18 protein-coding genes and 1 tRNA gene are annotated in these 22902 nt (G+C 71.0%); 11 read left to right on the top strand and 8 right to left on the bottom strand.

The features are described from left to right. Window positions 1-10: 10 nt before the first annotated feature. A complete protein-coding gene (locus QNO11_RS09940) occupies window positions 11-928 on the top strand; it encodes an ABC transporter substrate-binding protein (RefSeq protein ID WP_257508431.1) in 918 nt (305 codons plus the stop codon). Window positions 929-934: 6 nt separating this feature from the next. Here QNO11_RS09940 and QNO11_RS09935 read toward each other — a convergent pair whose 3' ends face one another. From QNO11_RS09935 to QNO11_RS09910, 6 genes are all read right to left on the bottom strand, one after another. Continuing rightward, window positions 935-1747 (bottom strand): ABC transporter permease subunit, encoded by an 813-nt coding sequence (locus QNO11_RS09935; RefSeq protein ID WP_257508432.1) that lies wholly within the window; start codon window positions 1745-1747, stop codon window positions 935-937. Then, window positions 1744-2736, bottom strand: coding sequence for an ABC transporter ATP-binding protein (locus tag QNO11_RS09930; protein WP_257508433.1), 993 nt, complete (start codon window positions 2734-2736; stop codon window positions 1744-1746). The genes QNO11_RS09935 and QNO11_RS09930 overlap by 4 nt, the downstream gene beginning before the upstream one ends. Further along, on the bottom strand, window positions 2733-3623 hold the full coding sequence (locus QNO11_RS09925; RefSeq protein ID WP_257508434.1) for a DUF5808 domain-containing protein: 891 nt from the start codon (window positions 3621-3623) through the stop codon (window positions 2733-2735). Before QNO11_RS09925 ends, QNO11_RS09930 begins: the two co-directional genes overlap by 4 nt. Further along, entirely contained in the window at window positions 3620-3955 is a 336-nt protein-coding gene (locus tag QNO11_RS09920; protein WP_257508435.1) for a PadR family transcriptional regulator, read from the bottom strand. The genes QNO11_RS09925 and QNO11_RS09920 overlap by 4 nt, the downstream gene beginning before the upstream one ends. 64 nt (window positions 3956-4019) lie before the next feature. After that, a complete protein-coding gene (locus QNO11_RS09915; RefSeq protein WP_257508436.1) occupies window positions 4020-5846 on the bottom strand; it encodes an ABC-F family ATP-binding cassette domain-containing protein in 1827 nt (608 codons plus the stop codon). 64 nt (window positions 5847-5910) lie between these two features. Then, complete coding sequence (locus tag QNO11_RS09910; RefSeq protein ID WP_257508437.1) at window positions 5911-6408, bottom strand: MarR family winged helix-turn-helix transcriptional regulator; 498 nt, start codon at window positions 6406-6408, stop codon at window positions 5911-5913. A gap of 160 nt (window positions 6409-6568) precedes the next feature. On the opposite strand from QNO11_RS09910, the gene QNO11_RS09905 reads away from it, so the two are divergent. The 9 genes from QNO11_RS09905 to QNO11_RS09865 all read left to right on the top strand — a co-directional run bounded on the left by QNO11_RS09905 (window position 6569) and on the right by QNO11_RS09865 (window position 18974). After that, window positions 6569-10144: a glycosyl hydrolase 53 family protein gene (locus QNO11_RS09905; protein WP_374113815.1), complete on the top strand. Its 3576-nt coding sequence runs from the start codon at window positions 6569-6571 to the stop codon at window positions 10142-10144. Between the two features lie 47 nt (window positions 10145-10191). Then, window positions 10192-10263, top strand: a tRNA-Gln gene (locus QNO11_RS09900). A 1-nt stretch (window position 10264) separates the two neighbouring features. After that, the gene (glmU, locus tag QNO11_RS09895; RefSeq protein ID WP_257508438.1) at window positions 10265-11725 is read left to right on the top strand and encodes a bifunctional UDP-N-acetylglucosamine diphosphorylase/glucosamine-1-phosphate N-acetyltransferase GlmU; all 1461 of its coding nucleotides are present in this window, start codon (window positions 10265-10267) and stop codon (window positions 11723-11725) included. Further along, on the top strand, window positions 11700-12734 hold the full coding sequence (locus QNO11_RS09890; RefSeq protein WP_257508439.1) for a ribose-phosphate diphosphokinase: 1035 nt from the start codon (window positions 11700-11702) through the stop codon (window positions 12732-12734). Before glmU ends, QNO11_RS09890 begins: the two co-directional genes overlap by 26 nt. Window positions 12735-12741: 7 nt before the next feature. Beyond that, window positions 12742-15477, top strand: coding sequence for a cation-transporting P-type ATPase (locus tag QNO11_RS09885; RefSeq protein ID WP_257508440.1), 2736 nt, complete (start codon window positions 12742-12744; stop codon window positions 15475-15477). 69 nt (window positions 15478-15546) lie between these two features. Next, a complete protein-coding gene (locus QNO11_RS09880) occupies window positions 15547-15996 on the top strand; it encodes an FMN-binding protein (protein WP_257508441.1) in 450 nt (149 codons plus the stop codon). Further along, a complete protein-coding gene (locus tag QNO11_RS09875; protein WP_257508442.1) occupies window positions 15993-16871 on the top strand; it encodes an FAD:protein FMN transferase in 879 nt (292 codons plus the stop codon). The genes QNO11_RS09880 and QNO11_RS09875 overlap by 4 nt, the downstream gene beginning before the upstream one ends. Window positions 16872-16881: 10 nt before the next feature. Beyond that, window positions 16882-17433 carry an MOSC domain-containing protein gene (locus QNO11_RS09870; protein WP_257508443.1) on the top strand — a complete coding sequence of 184 codons (552 nt, stop codon included), beginning with the start codon at window positions 16882-16884 and terminating at the stop codon, window positions 17431-17433. Beyond that, complete coding sequence (locus QNO11_RS09865; protein ID WP_257508444.1) at window positions 17433-18974, top strand: FAD-dependent oxidoreductase; 1542 nt, start codon at window positions 17433-17435, stop codon at window positions 18972-18974. The genes QNO11_RS09870 and QNO11_RS09865 overlap by 1 nt, the downstream gene beginning before the upstream one ends. A 182-nt stretch (window positions 18975-19156) precedes the next feature. Here the strand turns inward: QNO11_RS09865 and QNO11_RS09860 are convergent, their stop codons facing one another. Further along, the gene (locus QNO11_RS09860) at window positions 19157-20596 is read right to left on the bottom strand and encodes a sensor histidine kinase (protein WP_257508756.1); all 1440 of its coding nucleotides are present in this window, start codon (window positions 20594-20596) and stop codon (window positions 19157-19159) included. Between the two features lie 71 nt (window positions 20597-20667). Further along, a complete protein-coding gene (locus QNO11_RS09855; protein WP_257508445.1) occupies window positions 20668-21402 on the bottom strand; it encodes a response regulator transcription factor in 735 nt (244 codons plus the stop codon). A 135-nt stretch (window positions 21403-21537) separates the two neighbouring features. Between QNO11_RS09855 and QNO11_RS09850 the strand changes: the two genes are divergently transcribed. Continuing rightward, on the top strand, window positions 21538-22890 hold the full coding sequence (locus QNO11_RS09850) for an FAD-binding oxidoreductase (protein WP_257508446.1): 1353 nt from the start codon (window positions 21538-21540) through the stop codon (window positions 22888-22890). The last annotated feature ends 12 nt before the right edge of the window (window positions 22891-22902 follow it).

The raw sequence follows: 22902 nt of genomic DNA, 5'->3' as shown, positions 1-22902 counted from the left end.
AGGAGACCTCATGCCCATCACCCCTACCCCGCGCCGCCTGCTCGGCGCCGCCACCGCCATCGCCCTCGCCGCGGCCCTGCTGGCCGGCTGCGCCTCATCAGACCCGCTCGAGGCCGAAACCGGCGGCGAGACCGGGGATGCCGAGGCGATCGTCATCGGCTCGCAGGCGTACTACTCGAACGAGATCATCGCCGAGATCTACGCCCAAGCGCTGGAGAACGCCGGCTACACGGTGGAGCGCTCGTTCAACATCGGCCAGCGCGACGCCTACATGCCGGAGGTCGAAAGCGGTGCGATCGACCTGTTCCCGGAGTACAGCGGCAACCTGTTGCAGTACTTCGAGCCCGAGACCGAGGCGCGTACCCCTGATGACGTCTACGCGGCGCTGGTCGGGGCGCTGCCGGAGGGCATCACCGTGCTGGAGCAGTCCGACGCGAGCGACCAGGACTCCTACACGGTGACGGCCGCTTTCGCCGCGGAGAACGGCCTGACGAGCATCGCCGACCTCGCCGGTGTCACCGTTCCCCTCACCCTCGGCGGCCCGCCGGAGCTAGCCGAGCGCCCCTACGGGCCCAGTGGCCTCGCCGACACGTACGGTGTCGAGGTTGCCTTCGAAGCCACCGGGGACACCACGGTCGAATCCCTCGTGGCGGGCGAAGTGAACATCGCCAACGTCTTCACGGCCGACCCGCGCATTCAGACACAGGATCTGGTCGTGCTCGAAGACCCCGAAGGGTTGTTCCTGGCCTCCAACGTGGTGCCCGTGGTCAATGCGGAACTCGCCGATGAACTGGCCGAGGTGATCGACCCCATCAGCGCCGCGTTGACACCGGAAGGGCTCGTGGCGCTGAACGTGCAGAGCACCGAGGACCAGATGTCCCCGGCGGACATCGCCACCGCCTGGCTCGAGGAGAACGACCTGCTCTGAGCTGCGCTACAGGCGGGTGACGATGCGCTCGCGGTCGAATCGGGCCACGACGAGGACGAACGCCACGACGTCGACGACGAGGAGCACGGCGGCGGTGATGAGCGCCACCGTCACATCGAAAAGCATGAGTCCGGTCGACTGACCGATCACGAGGGCGAGGATCGGCAGCACGACGAACATCGCCGTGCCCTGAGCGCCCTGCATCGTGCTAGAGTGCGCCGAGACCGCCACGATCAGGCTCGTCGCGAGGAATCCCACGAGCGGCACGAGGATCACGACGATCACGGCCCAGGTCCAGGTCGGAAAGAACACACCGCCCATCATCGGTGCGCCGAGGGTGTTGACGATGGTCGCGTAGAGGAGGAATGCGACCCAGGTGAGCACCACGGCGGGGATGACCGAGCCGAGCACCTTCGCGAGGACGAGTTCGCGGGTGCTCAGCGGTGAGTAGAGCAGGCCCTCGATCGTGCGTCGTTCCTTCTCGCCGACGAGGCTCGAGCTGGCGGTGATGCTGGCGATCATGACCGGGATCAGCAGGAAGAAGGGCGCCATGAAGTAGACGATGACCGCGTAGGCGACGGTCTGCTCTGCGGAGAAACCGGCCGGCACGATCCCGGGCGGCAGGTTGCCGATGAAGCTCTGCAGCCCGCCGATGGTCGACGTGGGAACGCTGGTGTTGCCCAGCAGCAGCACCGCCGAGGGGATGACCGCCGCGAACAGCAGCGGGATGATCACGAGTGGGGCGATCACCTGCTTGTCTCGGGAGATTTCGAGCCAGTCCTTGCGGATCACCGCCCAGACACGTCGCCGGTCGATCATGCGATGCCCCCTTCGTCGAGCGTGGCGAAGTAGAACTGCTCGATCGTCGGCACCTCGGGGGTCACCGCGCGCACCGGGACGCCGCCGCGCACCAGAGCGGCGACGACGACCGGGACGACGCCGTCGTCGGCGGATGAGAAACCGAGGCGGCCGTCGGTGTCGACCTCCGGCGGCGATCCCGTGACGGATGCCACGAGCTCGGCCGCGCGGGGGAGGGCGCTGCCTACGGTGAGCCAGTACCGGCGGTCGGGCCAACGGTGCGCGAGCAGGTCGTCCACCACGCCGCATGCGAGCAGCCGTCCGCCGCGGATGATGCCGATGTCGTCGCACAGCGACTCCAGGCCGTGCAGCTGGTGGGTGCAGATGATCACCGTCGTGTTCAGCGACCGGATCCTGCGCTTGAGATAGCCGATGAGGTCGGCGGCCGCTTCGGGGTCCAGACCCGCCGTCGGCTCATCGAGGAAGAGCAGTTCCGGCTCGTGCATCACCGCGCGGCCGACAGCCAGCTTCTGCCGCATCCCCTTGCTGAACTCACCGACGAGGGAACCGGCGCGCTCCTGCAGGCCGAGCACGGTGAGCACCTCGTCGATGCGATCGTCCATTACCCGGCGGTCGATGCCGTAGAGCGCGCCCCACGTGCGCAGGTTCTCCCGGGCGCTAAGGGTCTCATAGAGGTTCGTGTCGGTCTGCACTCCGATCCGGCGGCGGAGCCGGTCGGCCGCGGCGGGGGTCACCCGCTCACCGAAGAGCGTGATGTCGCCGCGGTCCGGGGTCAGCAGTCCCGTGAGCAGCCGCACGGTGGTCGTCTTGCCTGACCCGTTGGGCCCGAGAAGGCCGAAGGCGCGCCCGCGGGCGACGCCGAAGGACAGATCCGAGACCACATCACGATCGCCGAATCGCTTCGAGAGCCCCGCGGCCTGCACGATGACGGTTGATTGGTCACCGGGCTCCGGTGCCGGCATCGGAGGGCGCAACGGCTGCGAGGTCATGAGGTGTGGGGTGCGGCATCGGGCTCGGCGGGTGCCGAGGGGGAATCGGACAGCCACACGCGGCGCAGCCCCGCGCGCAGCGGCACGACGACGACGGCGAGGGAGGCCGCGATGGCCAGGGGCAGCGCCGCGACGGTGAGCAGTCCCCACCGACCCTGCGGTGCGCGGGCATCGGCGAGGGTGGCGGTGACGACGCCGGCGGAGATCACGGCGAGCGAGGTCGCCGTTGCGGTGCGCACCAGGCGATCCTCGGTCGGGGCGCTGCGGCGCAGTGCCCACAGCGCCGGTACCGCGCCGAGCGCGAGATCCGCGAGCAGCGCCCACCGGGGTGCGTGCTCCTGCGCACGACCGCCCAAGTCGAATCCCGCGGCCACCGTCGGCGGGAGGGCTCGCCAGGTGGCCGCAATGACGGCCGCCGTCGTGCCGGCGATGACCAGCGGCACCGCGTGGGCCTGGTGGAGCCGGCGCTGCGGGATGGCCGCGAGCACATCGTCGCCGGTGTCATCGGGGCGGATGAGGCCCAGGCGCACCGCGACGGCGCCGAGGTTGAGTGTCCACCCGATCCCGAGCAGGCGCGGGACGAACAGTTTCGGGTTCGCCGGATCCCAGGTGCGGGAGCGCACCTCGGCGCTCATCGGGCCGCGCAGTTCGACTGGCAAGCCGAGCAGTCGCCAGCGCGGCCCGGCCGTCGCGGTGTCATCGGCGAGGGCATCGGTCAGCTCGTGCGCGTATGCCGCCGGGTCGCCCAGCGCGGTCACCGGATCGAGGCCGGCCTGGGCGAGCTCGTCGAGCTGCGCCGACAGGGCACTCAGCGCCCGGCGCCGGTCCGGGCGGGGCACGCGATGAAGGTGCGCGCGCACGGCACCCAGGTAGTCGGTCGCGCTCATGGCGTCCCCTCGAGGATCTCGGTCATGGCGCCGCTGAGCGCCGCCCAGGCGTCGGCTCCGGCAGACAGCGAGTCGCGGCCCGCCGGGGTCAGCCGGTAGTACTTGCGCGGCGGACCGCCGGCAGCCTCCGCCCACCGGGTGCCGACCAGGCCCGACTTGTCGAGCCGCGCCAGCAGAGGGTAGACGGTGCCGGGGGTCGCCGTCAGCGCGGGGTACGCATTCAGCCGTTCGATGATCTCGATCGCGTAGCACTCCTCGCGCCCGAGCACCGCAAGGATCGCAAGCTCGAGCACGCCCTTGCGGAGTTGGACCACGCGGTCACTAGTTGGCATGACATACATCCTTGCAGTGCAAGGTACCTGCGGTCAAGAAGGCCGGCGGCCCGCCGGAGGCGATTCAGCCGAGTTCTTCGCCGAGTTCGAGCCACCGCTGCTCGAGCTCGGCGATCTGGGTCGCCTGCTCCTCACGCCGGCGGTACAGGTCGCTGACCTCGTCGTGCGGGGTGTCCGATGCCGCGCTGGCGATCTTCACGTCCAGGTCGTTCAGGACGGCCTGGAGCTTTCCGATCTTGCGGTCCAGCGCCGACAGTTCCTTCTCCGCGGTGCGGCGGTCGGCGCCCGAGAGCGACGAGGTGGATGCCTTCGGTGCGGGCGCCGCGGCGGGTGCGGCCTCGGCGGCGCGTTGCTGGGCGTGCCGCAGCCGCAGGTACTCGTCGATGCCGCCGGGCAGGTGCCGCAGGTGGCGGTCGAGGATCGCGTACTGCTGGTCGGTGACGCGCTCCAGGAAGTACCGGTCGTGCGAGACGACCAGCAGAGTGCCCGCCCACGAGTCGAGCAGCTCCTCGATCGCGGCGAGCATGTCGGTGTCGAGGTCGTTGGTCGGCTCGTCGAGGATCAGCACGTTGGGCTGCTCCAGCAGGATCAGCAGCAGCTGAAGTCGGCGCTTCTGACCGCCCGACAGGTCCTTCACCGGGGTCGACAGCTGCGCGCTGGAAAAGCCCATGCGCTCCAAGAGCTGGCCGGGGGTCAGTTCCTGCGCCTTCGAGCCGGTGCCCATCGTGTAGCTGGTGCGCAGCCGCGAGATCACGACGCGTACCGGTTCGTGCAGGTGAGGGTCGAGTTCATCCATGCGCTGGGTGAGCGTGGCGACCTTGACGGTCTTGCCGCGCTTGACCTGTCCGGACGTGGGCTCGACGGTGCCGGCGATGAGCCCGAGCAGCGTGGACTTGCCGGCTCCGTTGACCCCGAGGATGCCGGTGCGCTCACCGGGAGCGATGCGCCACTCCACTTCGTGCAGAACTTCGCGCGGTTCGCCGGTGGGGGAGTCCTGCGACGGGTAGGACACCGACACGTCCAGCAGGTCGACGACGTCCTTGCCCAGCCGGGAGACGGCCAGCGACTGCAGTGCGACGCGGTCGCGCAGCTCGGGCACGTCGGCGATGAGCTCGTTGGCCGCGTCGATGCGGAACTTGGGCTTGGCGGTGCGGGCGGGGGCGCCGCGGCGCAGCCAGGCGAGCTCCTTGCGGGCGAGGTTCTGGCGTCGGGCTTCGACGACCGATGACTGGCGGTCGCGCTCCACGCGCTGCAGCACGTAGGCGGCGTAACCGCCGTCGAAGGGCTCCACGACGCGGTCGTGCACCTCCCACGTGCGGGTGCAGACCTCGTCGAGGAACCAGCGATCGTGGGTGACCACCAGCAAGGCCCCGCTGTTACCGGCCCACCGGCGCTTGAGGTGCTCGGCGAGCCACGCGATGCCCTCGACGTCGAGGTGGTTGGTCGGCTCATCGAGCATGATGACGTCCCAGTCGCCCGACAGCAGCTGCGCCAGGGCCACCCGGCGCCGCTGGCCACCGGACAGCGTGCCGATCTCGGCATCCCACGGCAGGTCGCTGGCCAGCCCCGCGACGACCTCGCGCGTGAGCGGGTCGCCGGCCCATTCGTATTCGGCGCGGTCGCCGACGATCGCCGCCGACACCGTCAGGTCGTCGGGGAGCTTGTCGGCCTGGTCGAGCACGCCGATGCGCACGCCGCCGCGCACGGTCACCCGGCCGGCGTCGGGGGTGCGGCGACCGGCGAGCATCGCCATCAGGCTCGACTTGCCGTCGCCGTTGCGGCCGACGATGCCGATGCGGTCACCTTCGTCGACGCCGATCGAGACGCCGTCGAAGACGACTTTGGTCGGATATTCGAGATGCAGGGCCTCGGCCCCCAGAAGATGCGCCATATTCCTTCCAGCGTAGGCTCCGCCGGGCCATGCGCGGACCGCCGGCCGGTGCGGCCGGTGCGGTTCAGGCGTCGAAGCCGAGGCTCAGCTTGCGCAGCAACGCAGCCAGCCGATCCCGGTCGGCGCGCGACAGGGCCGACAGCAGCGTCGCCTCCGCGTCGACCAGCCGGGTGATCGCGGCATCCACGCGCGTCTGCCCGTCGCCGGTGAGGGTCACCAGCACGCTGCGGCCGTCGGCGGGGTCGCCCTCGCGGCGCACCAGTCCGCGGTCGACGAGGCGGTCGATGCGGTTGGTCATGGTGCCGCTGGAGACCAGCGTCTGCTGCAGCAGCTGCTTGGGGCTGAGTTGAAACGGGTCGCCCGCGCGGCGCAGAGCGGAGAGAACATCCCACTCCCACGGCTCCAGGTCGCTGCGGCGGAACGCCTCCCGGCGCGCCCGATCGAGGTGGCGGGAGAGGCGATCCACCCTGGAGAGCACCTCGAGCGGTGAGAAGTCCAGGTCGGGGCGCTGGGTGATCCACGCGCCGACGATGCGGTCGACCTCATCCGTGCCTTGAGCCATCCCGCCATTATCGCCGGTAGCTGTCATCACGGTTCGGTAACGGATGCCGGCAACCCCTTTCCGGCCCCCTGGCCGCGCGAGCAGACTGTGACCGGTCACAGCACCTGCCCTTTCGATGGAGATCGGAGCCCTCATGCGCGCACGCTCAACCACTCGGTGGATGCGAGGCGTGGCCGCGGTCGCGACTGCCGCCCTGATCGCGACGGGCGCTGCCATCCCGGCCGCCGCCGACGACGGCCCCGTCGAGGCGGGCATCGTCGTCAAGAAGGTCGAGGGGCTGCCGGCCGACTTCATCCACGGTGCCGATGTCTCCTCCGCCATCGCGCTGGAGGAATCAGGCGTGGTCTTCCGCGACACCTCGGGCAACCCCGCCGACCTGTTCGACGTGCTCGCGGACGCGGGCGTGACCGACGTGCGGGTGCGCGTGTGGAACGACCCGTTCGACGCGGCGGGCAACGGCTACGGCGGCGGTGACAACGACGTCGCCCGCGCGGTCGAGATCGGCCAACGCGCCACGGCTGCCGGGCTCGGCGTGCTGGTGGACTTCCACTACTCCGACTTCTGGGCCGACCCCGCCAAGCAGCAGGCGCCGAAGGCGTGGGCGGGGTTCACGGCAGACCAGACCGCGGCAGCCGTGGAGGACTTCACCGCCGCGGCGCTGGCCGACTTCGTCGCCGGGGGCGTCGACGTGCGGATGGTGCAGATCGGCAACGAGACCAACGGGGCCGTGGCCGGACTCACCGGCTGGCCCGACATGGCGAAGGTCTTCTCCGCCGGGTCCACCGCTGTGCGCACCGTCATCCCTGAGGCCAAGGTCGTGGTGCACTTCACGAACCCCGAAACCGCCGGCCGATACGCCGGGTACGCGCAGAACCTCGCCGATCGGGGCGTGGACTACGACGTGTTCGCGTCGTCGTACTACCCGTTCTGGCACGGCACGCTGGCGAACCTCACCTCCGTGCTCAGCGACGTGGCCGACACTCACGGCAAGCAGGTCATGGTCGCCGAGACATCCTGGGCGTACACGCTCGAAGACGGCGATGGGCACGGCAACGTCGTCGATCTGCCGTCCGAGGCGACGCAGTACCCGTTGAGCGTGCAGGGTCAGGCGACCGCGCTGCGCGACGTCATGCAGGCAGTCGTCGACGTCGGCGACGCCGGAATCGGCGTGTTCTATTGGGAGCCGGCCTGGCTGCCGGTCGGACCGCCCGAACAGCTCGAGGCGAATCGCGTGCTGTGGGAGACCCACGGCTCGGGGTGGGCGTCCAGCTTCGCGGGGGAGTACGACCCGCACGACGCGGGGCAGTGGTTCGGCGGCTCGGCGTGGGACAACCAGGCACTGTTCGACCACTCGGGTGTGCCGCTGGAGTCGCTGCAGACGTTCCGCTATGCCCGCACCGGTGCCGTAGCGCCGCGCGAGGTGACCAGTGTGGAGCAGCCCACCCTCACGGTGACCGCCGGGACGGAGATCACTCTGCCGGCCACCGTGGCGGTGACCTACAACGACGGGTCGGTGCAGCCCGAGGCGGTGACGTGGTCGGATGCCGCCGATTGGATCGACGGCCCCGGCAGCTACCGGGTCTCCGGCGTCACCGCGTCGGGGCACGCCACGACGGCGACCATCACGGTGCTCGCGCTGAACGCGCTGGCAAACCCCGGGTTCGAAGACGCCGACCTCACGATGTGGGACCGCACCGGCACGCTGACGCTCCGTTCGACCGATGACCCCCGCAGCGGTGCGCGGTCGGCGCACTTCTACTCCGCCGCGCCGTTCGCCTTCACGCTGTCGCAGACCGTGATGGGCCTGGATGCCGGCACCTATTCGGCCTCTGCCGCGCTGCAGGGAGATGGGGAAGGCACCACCGGCACCGTGGCGCTGGAGCTCACGACTTCGTCGGGGCAGTCGGCGAGGGCTGCCTTCGCCCTGTCGGGCTGGCGCAACTGGTCGGTGCCGGAAACGGATGCCGTCACGATCGCGGCAGGCGAGACGATCACCGTCACGGTGACCGCCGAGCTGCCCGGAGGTGCGTGGGGGACGCTCGACGACTTCGTACTGTCACCGGTCACCGGCGACGGTGCCGACGTGTCCGACCTGGAAGACGCTGTCGCACGTGCCGCGGCCGTGGACCGCGGCATCGTCACCGCCGCCTCCCTCGCCGTGCTCGACGATGCCCTGGAGATCGCCGGCATCGTGCTGGGGGCCGACACTCCCACCGCCGATCGCGTCGCCGAAGCGACCGCTCTGGTCGAGGGCGCCCTGGCCCAGCTCGTGCTCACCGGCGCGGAGCCGCCCGCCGTCATCGCCCCGGTCGAGGTGACCGTCGTCGAGGGCGAGGCCATCGACCTGCCCGACACGGTGCGCCGCACCGCATGGAACGGTGTCGTCGACATCGTCCCGGTGGTCTGGTCCGACGCCGTCGACTGGATCTCCGGCCCCGGGGTGTACACCATCGCCGGGACCGCCGGCCAGGCTCCCGCCGTGGCCCGCGTCACCGTCACCGAGCGCCAGTGGCTCCTCGACGGCGGGTTCGAAGGCGACGGCGGTGCGTGGACGGTGGCCGGATCGGGGGCGTCGATCACGGCGACCGCCGATGCCGCCGAAGGCGCCCGCGCGGTCAGCTTCTGGAGCGACGCGGCCTACCGCTTCGATGTCACCCAGCAGATCTCCGGCATCACCCCGGGCGTCTATGCCCTCTCCGCCACCGCGCAGGGCGATGGCGAAGCCGCCGGGGACGCCCTGGCGGTCGTGGCATCCACCGCCGCGGGTGAGACGACGGCGCCGCTGCCGCTGGACGGCTGGCAGGCGTTCGGCACGGCGACGACGGCCCCCCTCGTGGTCGGCGAGGGCGAAGTGCTCACCGTCGGTGTCACCGCAGCACTGAGCGCCGGCGCGTGGGGCACTGTCGACGATCTGCGCCTGGTGCGTGCCGGTGAGCGGACCGACACCACCGCCCTCGAAGCGGACATCATCGCCGCTGTCGCGCTGGATCCCGCCGCGTACACGACGGCGTCGTGGGCACAGCTGGCCGAGGCCATCGCGATCGGGCGCGTCGTGAGCGACGCGCAGTGGCCCACCGCCGACGCCGTCGACCGGGCGCGCGCGCTGCTGGCGGAGGCGACCACGCTGCTGGTGCGGCGTGACGCCGACGCATCCACCCGCGCCCCGGGCGTCGGCGTGCTGTCCCACGACAACGGCTGGGGCACCGGGCTGCGCGACGGCGACTTCACGGTGCACATGAACCTGTGGTGGGGCGTGAACGGATCGTCGTTCCGCCTGTACGAGAACGGCGTGCTGGTCTCGGTGCAGCCGCTGACCTACCGCGGCACGACCGCGCAGAGCGCGTCGGTGCCGATCACCGGCAAGGTCGACGGCACGTACGTGTACACCGGGGAGATCGTCAACGCGTCCGGGGTCACCGCGACCCGCCCGGTCACCGTGACCGTGACCGACGCCGCGCCCGGCAAGCCGGTCCTGCGCCACGACAACTGGAACCGTGACGGGGAGTACACGGTGACCGCGGACCTGTGGTGGGGCACCAACGCGACCGGCTACCGCTTCTTCCAAGACGGTGCGCTCGTGGCCGAGGGGACGCTGGAGGCTCGGACGCCCCGCGCCCAGCAGGCCCGGCTCGACGTGAACGGCGCCACGCGCGGAACGCACGTGTACCGGGTGGAGTTCATCGGGCCCGGCGGGGTGACCAGCAGCGCCCCGCTGAAGATCTCGGTCATCCGCTGACGAGCCCTCTGGCAGACTTGACGAGGCTGCTCCCCGGGGGCAGCCGGTCCGCCGTGGTGTAATGGCAGCACGACAGCCTTTGGAGCTGTTAGGTCCAGGTTCGAGTCCTGGCGGCGGAGCATGACACACAACGCGCTCGCAGTCGTGGTGCTCGCCGCCGGACAAGGCACCCGCATGAAGTCTGCTCTTCCCAAGGTGCTCCACCGCATCGGCGGGCGCCCGCTGGTCGGCCACGTGCTGGACACCGCACGCGACCTCGGCCCCGAACAGGTGCTCGTCGTGGTCCGCCACGAGCGCGATCTGGTCGCCGACGCCGTCGCCGGTGTCGCGCCCGAGGTGCACATCGTCGACCAGGACGACATCCCCGGCACCGGACGCGCAGTCGAAGTCGCCCTCGATCGCCTCGAGGGCTTCGTCGGCGACGTGCTCGTCCTCTCCGCCGACGTGCCGCTGCTCGAGGCCGACACCCTCGCCCGGCTGGTCGAGGTGCACCGCTCCGCCCACGCCGCCGCGACGCTGCTGACCGCCGTGCTCGATGACGCCACCGGCTACGGTCGCGTCATCCGCGACTCCACCGGGGCCGTGGCCCGCATCGTGGAGCAGAAGGATGCCGACGACGCCGAGGCCGCCGTCACCGAGATCAACGCCGGGGTGTACGTCTTCCGCGCCGACGCGCTGCGTGCCCAGCTGCCGCGCGTGGGTACCTCCAACGCCCAGGGCGAGAAGTACCTCACCGATGTGATCGGACTGCTGCGCGGCGACGGTGCGACCGTCGCCGCGCTCACGGCGCCCGACGCGGCATCCGCACTGGGGGTCAACGACCGCGTGCAGCTCTCCGACGCGGCCCGCACCCTCAACGCGCGGGTGGTGCGCCGCTGGCAGCTGGACGGCGTGACGATCCTCGACCCGGCATCCACCTGGATCGACGTGACGGCGACGCTGGCCCCCGACGTGACGGTGCTGCCCGGATCCCACATCCTGCGGGCCACCACCGTGGCAACCGGCGCCGTCATCGGCCCTGATACCAGCCTGGTCGACTGCGAAGTGGGCGAGGGCGCCAGCGTCACGCGCACCGACGCCACGCTCGCGGTGATCGGCGCGAACGCCGCCGTCGGCCCGTTCTCGTACCTGCGCCCCGGCACCTACCTCGGCGACGGCGGCAAGATCGGCACGTTCGTCGAGACGAAGAACTCCTCGATCGGCGCCGGCAGCAAGGTGCCGCACCTGTCGTACATCGGCGACACCACGATCGGCACCGGCGTCAACCTCGGTGCCGGCGCGATCACGGCCAACTACGACGACATCGCCAAGCACCGCACCGAGATCGGCGACGAAGTGCACACCGGCTCGCACAACGTCTTCGTCGCGCCGGTTAGGATCGGTGATGGCGCGAAGACCGGTGCGGGGGCTGTCATCCGTAAGGATGTTCCCGCCGGCGCACTGGCACTGACCGTCGCCCCCCAGCGCAACATCGAGGGGTGGGTCGAGACGAACCGACCGGGAACCAAGGCCGCAGATCTCGCGGCCCAGGCTCGGTCCGCACAGAAAGCGGACGATGGCTCGCAAGAACAAAACGGTTGACCTCGACAGGACCCGGGACATCGCTCCCGGCATCGTCGCGAAGACCAAGAAGCGTCTGGTTGTGGCCTCCGGCCGATCGCACCTGGCGCTCGCGCGGGAGGTCGTCGACCAGATCGGCACCGAGTTGGTCCCCACCGAGTACCGCACATTCGCGTCGGGGGAGATCCTCACGCGCTTCGAGGTGTCCATCCGCGGTTGCGACGTCTTCCTGATCCAGTCGTTCGGGCCACCCGTCAACGAGTGGCTCATGGAGCTGCTGATCATGCTGGATGCCGCCAAGCGCGCGTCCGCCAAGCGGGTCACCGTCGTCGCCCCCTACTTCCCCTACTCCCGCCAGGACAAGAAGGGCCGCGGCCGCGAGCCGATCTCGGCTCGCCTGGTCGCCGACCTGCTCAAGACCGCCGGTGCCGACCGCGTCATGAGCGTCGACCTGCACGCCGCGCAGATCCAGGGGTTCTTCGACGGCCCGGTGGACCACCTGTTCGCAAAGCCCGTGCTGCTGGAGTACTTCCGCCGCACGCTGTCCGACGCCGACCGCGCCGCCCTGACCGTCGTGTCTCCCGACACCGGTCGCGTGCGCGTCGCCGACACCTGGTCGGACAGCCTGGGTGCGCCGCTGGCGATCATCCACAAGCGCCGCGACCCGAACGTGGCCAACCAGGTCACCGTCAACGAGATCGTCGGTGAGGTCTCGGGCCGGGTGTGTCTGCTCGTGGACGACATGATCGACACCGGCGGCACGATCGTCAAGGCCGCCGAAGCGCTCAAGGCCAGCGGCGCACAGCGAGTGATCGTCGCCGCGACCCACGCGATCTTCAGCGACCCCGCCAGCCAACGCCTGCAGAGCGAGGCGATCGACGAGGTCGTGGTCACCGACACCGTCCCGGTCCCCGAACACAAGAGGTTCCCCAGCCTCACCGTCCTCCCCATCGCGCCGCTGCTTGCCCGCGGCATCCAGGAGGTCTTCGAAGACGGGTCCGTCACGAGCATGTTCGACGGCGCCGCATAGGACCAACATGACCGGCCGCGACACGCAGGTCCCTCTTACGGTCACCCGGCCGTTCGCCCTCGATGTCGCGGAAGTGCAGCGTCAACTCGGCGCGGACACCGGTGGCCTCAGTTCCGCTGAGGCCGCCGAGCGGCTCGCGGTCGTCGGTCGCAACGAACTGCCCGAGCCGCCCCGCAAACCCGCGGTCCTGCGGTTCCTCGAGCACTTCAACGACACGCTCATCTACATCCTGCTCGGTGCGGCCGTGATCAAGGCGATCATGGCCGACTGGCTGGATTTCTGGGTGATCATGGCGGTCGCGATCATCAACGCCGTCATCGGCTTCGTGCAGGAGGGCCGCGCCGAGAAGGCGCTCGCCGGCATCCGCGGCATGCTGTCCAACGATGCCAGCGCGCGCCGCGACGGCGCGTGGGCGACGGTTCCGGCCGCCGAACTCGTCCCCGGTGACGTGGTGCGGCTCATGCCCGGCGACAAGGTCCCCGCCGACCTGCGGCTGATCCAGGCCTTCCAGCTGCGCATCGACGAGGCGGCGCTCACCGGCGAATCCGTGCCGTCGTCGAAGTCCGTCGACGCGGTGGCGTCGGATGCCGGTGTCGGTGACCGCCACTCGATGGCCTTCTCCGGCACGATCGTCGCCGCAGGCCAGGGCCGAGGCATCGTCACCGCCACGGGCGGGAACACCGAGATCGGCACGATCCAGGCGCTCGTAGGGGAGGCGGGGTCGATCGCGACGCCGCTGACCAAGCAGCTGGACTCGTTCGGCCGGGTCCTGACCATCGTGATCCTGGCGATGGCGGCGTTGATGCTGCTCATCGGCCGGTTCCTGCACGGGATGCCGATCGGCGACCTCGTCTCGGCGGCGATCGGGTTCGCGGTCGCGGCGATCCCCGAGGGCCTGCCGGCACTGGTGACGATCACGCTGGCGATCGGCGTGCAGCAGATGGCCAAGCGCCACGCCATCACCCGCAAGCTCCCCGCCGTCGAGACGCTCGGGGCGGTCACCACCGTCTGCAGCGACAAGACCGGCACCCTCACCAAGAACGAGATGACGGTGCGCCGGCTCGTCACCGCACGAGGCGCGTACGCCACGAGCGGGCTCGGCTACAACCCGGACGGGAAGATCACCCCCCTGGGGGTGGCCACCGCCGGCACCGCGGCGCAGCAGCGTCGCGACCTCGCGCCGCTGCTCGCGGTGGCGACCCTCTGCAACGACGCGCACATCGTCCCCGACCCCGCCGCCGGCGACGCCCCCGGCCGGTGGACCCTGGTGGGCGAGCCCACCGAGGGGGCGCTGAAGGTGGTCGCCATGAAGGTCGGCGTCTCGTCCGACGGCGCCCGGCGTGTCGGGGTGGTCCCCTTCGACTCGGCCAACAAGTTCATGGCGACGCTCAACGAGGCGTCAGACGGCTCCCGCGCGATCCTGGTCAAGGGCGCCCCGGACCGCTTGCTCGAGCGCTCCCGCACCCAGCGCGGCGAGGGCGGACCGGCGCCCCTGGACATCCCGTTCTGGGAAGCGGCCATCGACGACCTCAGTGCTCAGGGGCTGCGCGTGCTCGCCGCGGCGCGCCGGCCGGCGGAGCCCGGGCATGAGCTGGACATCGACGACCTGCACGGGCTGGAGTTCCTGGGGCTGTGGGGCATCCTCGACCCGCCGCGCCCCGAGGCCATCGAGGCCATCGCGGACTGCCACACCGCCGGCATCCGCGTGAAGATGATCACCGGCGACCACGCCGGGACGGCGCTTGCCATCGCCCGCGAGATGGGCCTGGTGCAGGGTGCCGACGTGCGAGTGCTCACCGGCGCCGAACTCGAGGCGATGAGCCAGGACCAGCTGGCGGCCGTGGTGCGCGACGTGGACGTGTACGCCCGCACCAGTCCCGAGCACAAGATCCGCATCGTGCGGGCGTTGCAATCGCACCGCGAGGTCGTGGCGATGACCGGCGACGGCGTGAACGATGCGCCCGCCCTGACCCGCGCCGACGTGGGCATCGCGATGGGGATCAAGGGCACCGAGGCCACGAAGGAAGCCGCCGAGATCGTGCTGGCCGACGACAACTTCGCCACGATCCGCGGCGCCATCCGCGAGGGCCGGCGCATCTACGACAACCTCCGCAAGTCCGTCGTGTTCCTGCTCCCCACCAACGGCGCGCAGTCGCTGGTGATCATGGTGGCGATCGTCTTCGGGCTGGCGCTGCCGCTGACTCCGGTGCAGGTGCTGTGGATCAACATGGTCACCGCGATCACGCTGTCGCTCGCGCTGGCGTACGAGCCGGCCGAACGCGGCATCATGACCCGCCCGCCCCGCAAACCCGGCGGCTCCATCGTGAGTGCGGGGGAGCTCGGCTTCGTGCTGGTGGTGTCGCTGCTCATCGGCGGCGCGACGCTCGCGCTGTTCTACGGGGTGGTGGGAACCGGCGTCGACATCGCCTATGCCCGCACCGAGGCGGTCACGATGCTCGCGCTCGGGCAGCTGGCGTATCTGTTCAACTGCCGCTTCCTCGGCCGGTCGAGCCTGTCCGTCGACGTGTTCCGGGGAAACCGGACGGTGTGGTGGTCGGCCGCGGCGCTCATCGCGCTGCAGCTGGTGTACACCTACGTCCCGTTCATGAACGACCTGTTCGGCTCCCGCCCGCTGGCACTGAACTCGTGGCTGCTGCCGATCGTGCTGTCGATCCTCATCTTCCTGGCCGTCGAGGTGCTCAAGGCGCTGCGACGTCGCCGCACCGTGCATGCACACGCATAGGGTTCTCGGAGGGTTCTGCGCAGCTGCCTCGGTAGCGTGAAGGTAGCCGTCCGGCACGAGGAGGACTTCATGACACGCATCACCGCCATCCCCCGCTCCACCCGTCGCACCGCCGCCTTCGCCGGAGTCGCCGGCGCGCTGCTGCTCACCGGCTGCGGCGGTGCCGCCGACAACTCCGACAGCGCAGCGGATGCCGGCTCCGACGCCGCCACCGGGGAAGCGTCGTACGCCGACGGCACCTATGAGGCATCCGGGGCGTACGCGACGCCGGAGTCGGTCGAGGAGATCCAGGTCACCGTCGAGCTCTCCGGAGACGTCATCACGGCCGTCGAGGTCGTAGGCAACCCGACCCGGGGCGAGTCCCAGCGGTACCAGGGCGAGTTCATCGGCGGCATCGCCGACGAGGTCGTCGGCAAGGACATCGACGAGATCTCGGTGAGCCGGGTCGCCGGCTCGTCGCTCACCAGCGGCGGGTTCAACGAGGCGATCGAGCAGATCAAGGCCGACGCGGCACAGTGACCCCGCTCGCCCGCGCGGTCTGGCGCTTCGAGGCGATCGGCACCCGGTGGGAGGTCGAGACGGTCCGGGAGTTGCCGGAGGACGCTCGCGCCGCGGCGTCCGCCGTCATCGCACGGTTCGACCGGGAGTGGTCGCGCTTCCGCGCCGATTCGGTCGTGTCGCAGCTCGCCCGCACTGGGGGAGCCGTCCCGGCTCCGCCGGATGCCGCCGCGATGTTCGAGACGTATGCCGCGCTCACCGACGCCACGGCTGGCGCGGTCGACCCGCTCGTGGGGGATGCCCTCGTCCGCCGCGGCTACGACGCGGCGTATTCGCTCGTCGACCACGGCGCGGTCGCCGCGACCGGTGACTGGCGCGCCCGCCTGACCTGGAGTGACGGCACCCTGCGGCTGGCCGCGCCGGCGACCATCGACGTCGGCGCGCTGGGCAAGGGCCGGCTGGTCGACCTCGTCAGCGCGGCGGTGGAACCCTGGACGGTCGACGGCGCGGTCGTCGACGCCGGCGGCGACATCGCGGTGCGGGGAGCGCCGCAGCGCATCGGGCTGGAGCATCCGTACGTCCCGTCGCGCGCGATCGGGGTGTGGGAGGTGACCGATGCCGCGCTGTGCGCCTCGGCGATCAACCGCCGCGCCTGGGGCGAGGGTCTGCACCACGTGCTCGACGCACGCACCGGGCAGCCGGTGCGCACGATCGCGGCGACGTGGGCGGTCGGGGCGACGGCGATGCAGGCCGACGCCATCGCGACGGCGCTGTTCTTCCCCGGCGGCGAGCAGCTCGCCGCCCGGTGGGACGTCGCATGGGTGCGGATGGCCACCGACGGCGTCGTCGATTGGTCTCCCGGCTGCCCGGCCGAGCTGTTCATCGGGCCGCGCTAGCGTTGATGACATGACCATCGGGCCCGCTCACGTCGTCGCGGTCGCGCGAGACGACGCTCACCGGTTCACCAAGCCCACCCGGGACGGCATCCGCCTCATCGCGGGCCTGGGAGTGGAGGGCGACGCGCACGCGGGTGCCCTGGTGCAGCACCGGTCCCGGCAGCGCACCGGAGCCACCGCGCCGAACCTCCGGCAGGTGCATCTCATCCACGCCGAACTGCTGGAGGAGCTCACCGGCCGCGGTTACGACGTCGCCCCCGGCGGCCTCGGCGAGAACGTCACCACGCGGGGGATCGACCTGCTGGGCCTGCCGGTGGGAACCCTCCTGCGCCTCGGCGGGGAGGCGGTCGTTGAACTGACCGGCCTGCGCAACCCCTGCACCCAGATCAACGGCTACCGAGAGGGCCTCATGAAACAGCTCGTCCATCGCGATGCCTCCGGGGAGGTCGTGCGCCTGGCCGGGGTCATGTCGATCGTCGTGACCGGCGGAGTCGTCCGTCCAGGGGACCCGGTCGACATCACTCTGCCCGCGGGCGCACCGCACCCCCTGCAGGCAGTCTGATGGGCTCGCTCACCGCCCTGTGGAGCCGTGTCTTCGCCGTTCTCGGCCGCATGTCGATGTACCGGTTGGTGCTGATCGCCCTCGCCGCCCTCGCCGTCATCGCGTTCGTGATGTCGCTGTTCGGCGTGGTCGTGCCGTCCCCGCTCGAGCTGGTGGCGACGCTCGTGGTGCTGGCCGCTGCGTGCAGCCTGGTCGACGCGGGTGCCCAGCGGCTGCTGAAGCTGCCGTGGCGCGTGGAATCCTCGCTCATCACCGCCCACATCCTGCTGTTCGTGCTGCGCCCCTCGGTGGAGGTGCTGCCACTGCTGGGCATCGCCGCGGCCGGTGCGGTGGCGTCGCTGTCGAAGTACCTCCTCGCCTGGCGCGGCCGGCACATCTTCAACCCCGCCGCCGTCGGCGCCACGGTCGTCACGATCGCGGGGATCGGCGACTCGGCGTGGTGGGTCGGCTCCCCGTACCTCGCGCTGCCGGTCCTGCTGATCGGGACGATCGTGCTGCTGCGCACCGAGAAGGTACGCATCATCGCGGTGTTCTGGCTCATCGCCGTCGCCGTCGCGGTCGTGCGCACGGTCGTGCAGTACCAGCAGGCGGGGCTGGACGTGGCGGGCCTGGACATCGTGTGGCAGATCGTCACGGCATCCCCGTTCCTGTTCCTCGGTGCCTTCATGCTCTCCGAGCCGCTGACGATGCCGCCGCGGCGCTGGCAACAGCTCACCGTGGCCGCCATCGTCGGCGTGCTGGCGGGCTGGCCGATCGACGTCGGCATCATCAGCCTCGGCCAGGAGCGGGCGCTGCTGATCGGAAACCTCGTGGCGTTCCTGTTCGCGTGGCGCGCGGCGGTGAGTCTCACCCTCACCGGCCGGGCCGAGCTTACCCCCACCGTGCGGCAGCTGAGCTTCCGCACGAAACGCCGACTGTCGTTCGTGCCGGGGCAGTTCCTGGAACTGGAGGTGCCGCACCACCACCCCGACGCGCGGGGCACGCGGCGCGAGTTCAGCATCGTCTCGTCGCCCGCGGAGCTGCCCGAGCTGCGCATCGCGTTCCGTGAGGGTGGCGGGCCGCAGTCCAGCTACAAGAAGGCTCTGGCCGCCGTCACAGCGGGCGACCCGCTGGCCGTCACCGGCGTCTGGGGCGATTTCGTGCTGCCGCGCCGGGCGGACAGTCCCGTGCTCATGGTGGCCGCCGGCATCGGCGTGACCCCGTTCGTGTCGCAACTGACGCAGATGCGCCTGAAGGGCGAGCGACGCGACATCGTGCTCATCTACGTCGCGTCGGATGCCGGCGAGCTGGCGTTCCGCGACGAGCTCGCGGCATCCGGTGTCCCCGTCATCGTGTTCACCCGCGACCGGCCCGCCGACCTGCCGACGCACTGGCAGTGGGCGCAGGGCGTGCGGCTCGACGCAGAGGGCCTCGTGCGGGTCGTGCCCGACATCGGGACGCGTCACGCGTACATCTCGGGGCCCGCCCGACTGATCGCGGACCTGGCCCCCGCGCTGGAGAAGGCCCGTTCCATCACGACCGACGCGTTCTCGGGGTACTGACCCGGCGCTCGCGGCGGCGCGCCGGGTCGTCGCATCCGTGCCCTGTGCGTCGCGGGGCGGGGCCGTTCGTGACGACCGAGCCGGGGTGGATGCCGGGGCGAGGCGTGGGGTCGTCGCATCCGTCCCTGTGCGTCGCGGGGGCGGGGCCGTTCGTGACGACCGAGCCGGGGAGGGCGCCCGGCTCAGACCTCCGCCGCCGCCTCGGTGCCGTCGGCGGGCTCGCGAGGCGCGGCATCCGCGGGGCTGACCGGCAGCCGCACCTCGAACGTCGTGTCGCCGGGCCGGCTGTCGACGCTCAGCTCGCCGCGATGTGCCTGCACGATCGCGCGCGCGATCGACAGACCGAGCCCGGTGCCGCCGGTATAGCGGGCGCGGGAGCGGTCGCCGCGCGCGAAGCGCTCGAACAGCTCATCGGCGATGGCCGGATCCACGCCCGGTCCATCGTCGTGCACCCGCAGCACCGCGCTGTCACCGTCGAGGGCGACGGTCGTGGTCACCGTCGTGCCGGCCGGGGTGTGCACGCGAGCGTTGCTCAACAGGTTCGCCGCGACCTGGTGCAGCCGCCTGGCGTCACCGGCGACGACGACGGGGTCTTCCCCGATGTCCAGCTGCCAGGTGTGATCGGGACCGGCCGCCCGGGCATCGCCGACGGCCTCGATCGCCAACTGCGACAGGTCGACGGAGCCGAACACCAATTCCTGCCCCTCGTCGAGCCGGGCCAGCAGCAGCAGGTCCTCCACGAGGGAGGTCATCCGCAGCGACTGGGCCTGAATGCGCTCGAGGGCCTGTTCGGTGTTGGCCGCCGTCTCCGGTGCGGTGGGGTCGCGGTGGAGGGCCCGCAGCGACAGCTCCGAATATCCCCGGATGGATGCCAGCGGCGTACGCAGCTCGTGGCTCGCGTCGGCGACGAACGCCCGCATGCGCTCCTCGTTGCGCTGCCGTGCCGCGAGTGACTCGCCGACGTGGTCCAGCAGGGTGTTCAGCGCCGCGCCGACGCGGCCGATCTCGCTGCGCGGGTCGGCCTCCGCCTCGGGGACCCGCTCGGCGATCGACACGTCGCCCTGCGCGAGCGGGAGGGATGCCACGCGCGTGGCGGTGTCGGCGACGGCGCGCAGCGGCCGCAGCGAATTGCGGATGATGATGGCGATCGCCGCGGCCAGCAGGAGCAGTCCGCCGGTGGTCAACAGGGCTACGGTCGTGAGGATCTGGCCGATGGTCGCGGCCAGTTCGCTGGTCGGCAACCCGACGAGGGCGAAGAACCCCTCGCGGTAGCTCTTCACGAGCAACTGGTACTCACCGAGGTCCGGCAGGGTCACGGTGCCGCCGGGCTGATGCTCGATCGCGGCCTGGATGTGTGCGATCTCCTCGTCGTCGAGGTCGACGACCGACTCGTCCTCGGCGACGTAGGCACCGGACAGCCCCGATACGGTGCGCAGCACCAGCAGCGTCCCCGGTTCCTGCCGGCCCACCGACAGCACCTCGCTCGCCGTGCTGCTGGGCGTGAGGTGGTTGTCCACGCGGTCCGCGGCCTGGCTGAGCTGCGCCTGCAGGTTCGTCTGCAGGATCGACCCCAGGATCGTGCCGCTGGCAAGGCCGATGCTCACCAGGATCAGCGCGACCATCGACACCACGGCGGTGATGAGCCGCGTCTGCAGGGTCCAGCGCCGCGGGGCGGGGCCCGCATCGGTCCGGCTCACTGCGGCGCTTTGATCATGTAGCCGACGCCGCGCACGGTGTGGATGAGGGGCTCACGGCCCTGGTCGATCTTCTTGCGCAGGTACGAGATGTACAGTTCGACGACGCTGGAGCGGCCGCCGAAGTCGTAGTTCCAGACCCGGTCGAGGATCTGCGCCTTCGACACCACGCGGCGCTGGTTGCGCATCAGGTAGCGGAGGAGTTCGAACTCGGTCGCCGTCAGCTCGATCTGGTCGCCGCCGCGCTCGACCTCGTGCGAGTCCTCGTTGAGGGTGAGATCTCCCACCCGCAGGATGGGCTCGTTGCCGGTGATCGCGGCGGTCCCCGCCCGGCGCATCAGCCCGCGCAGTCGCGCGACGACCTCCTCCAGACTGAAGGGCTTCGTGACGTAATCGTCGCCGCCGGCGGTGAGACCGGCGACCCGGTCGCCCACGGCATCCTTGGCGGTCAGGAACAGCACCGGCACATCGCTGCCGGAGTGGCGCAGCCGCTGCAGCACCGCCATGCCGTCGAGGTCGGGCATCATGATGTCCAGCACGATCGCGTCGGGCTCGAACTCGCGCGCGGTCTGCAGCGCCTCGAACCCGGAGCCGGCGGTGCGCACCTCCCAGCCCTCCATGCGCAGCGCCATCGACAGCAGGTCGGTGAGCATCTGCTCGTCGTCGACGACGAGTACCCGGACGGCGGTGCCGTCGGGGCGGCGTAGTGCGGGAACGGTTGAGCTCGCGATCATGCCCCCATTGTGACGCGCGAGGTAGGAGATTCCTATGGAGCTGTCTATGCGGCGGCTGTGAGCGAGGCGCCGTCCGCCCCGTCCGGATCGTCACAGGGGATGCGCGTGTGCCAGGGGAGGCCTATCGTGTCGCGCGTGACTGTCAGCATCGATCGGATAGACCAGCTGCGGACCAGTTTCGCCGGTCCCGTGCACGCGCCGGGGGACCCCGCATGGGACGAGGCGCGTCGCTACCACGCCGGGATCGGCTCGCCCGATGTCGTCGTCAGGCCCAGCACCGTCGAGGCGGTGCGCGGCGCCGTCGTCTGGGCCGCCTCCCAGGGGGTGCCCGTCGTGGTCCGTGGCGGCGGCCACAGCGCGTGGAACCAGCCGCCGGGCGGCATCGTGATCGACCTGGCCGACCTGCGCGACGTGACCGTCGACCGCACCGACGACGGCGCCATCGTGCATATCGGCGGGGGAGCGGTCTGGGGTGCCGTCGCCCGGGAGCTGGCGGCCCGGGGCCTGGGGATCAGCTCCGGCGACACCGCATCGGTGGGTGTGGGTGGTCTGACCCTCGGCGGCGGCATCGGGTGGATGGTGCGCGCCTGGGGGCTGGCGGCCGACCAGCTCACCGGCGTGCAGCTGGTCACCGCCTCGGGCGAGGTGGTGGAGGCGACGGATGCCTCGCATCCCGACCTGCTCTGGGCGCTGCGCGGCGGCGGCGGCAATTTCGGCGTGGTCACCCGGTTCGATTTCCATGCCCACGAGTTGCCGGCCCTGGTCCACGGCACCTACGCCGTTGCCGGTGACCACGCCGCCGTCCTGCGGACGCTCCGTGACGTGCTCGCCACTGCGCCGCGGGAACTGACGGTGACCTATATGGACGTGCCGGCGATGGACCCCAGCGCTCCCGCCGGCGCGGGGATCGAGGCGGTGTGGCTGGGTGACGATCCCGAAGACCTGCGCCGGCTCCTCGAGCCGGTGGCATCCATCGACGGCGTCACGCAGACCGCGCTGGGTCTCACTGCCTACCCGGACATCCTGCTCGAGATGCCCGCCGCCGAGCCTGAGGCGCAGATGCCCGGGTTCCTCGGAGGCAACACGTTGCTGGACGACCTCACCGACGACGCCATCGCGCGGCTGGTGGCGTTCCGGGCGGCCACCGACGCGTCGGTGCTGTTCCTCCGTTCACTCGGCGGCGCATACGGCGATGTGGCTGCGGATGCCACGGCGTGGTCGGCCCGAGGCGCCACCTGGTTCGCGATGGCCGGCGGCTTCGACATCCCCGGCTTGGTGGACGACGCCGAACGCGCCCGGCTGACGCGGGACTGGGAAGCCATCGAGGCGCTCGGCGGCGGCGTCTACGGCAACTTCGCCGTCACCCTCGACGAGCGTTACGTCACGCGGATGTACCCCGCCGCGACGCGTGCGCGGCTTGGTGCGATCAAGCGGGAGTGGGATCCCGCGAACCTCTTCCGCCGCAACCACAACGTCGTGCCGGTCTGATCGGCTGCGCTC

Origin of the sequence: Microbacterium sp. zg-B96 (genome assembly GCF_030246865.1) — a bacterium.
GTDB lineage: Bacteria > Actinomycetota > Actinomycetes > Actinomycetales > Microbacteriaceae > Microbacterium.
This window is presented reverse-complemented; position numbering and strand designations above follow the sequence as displayed.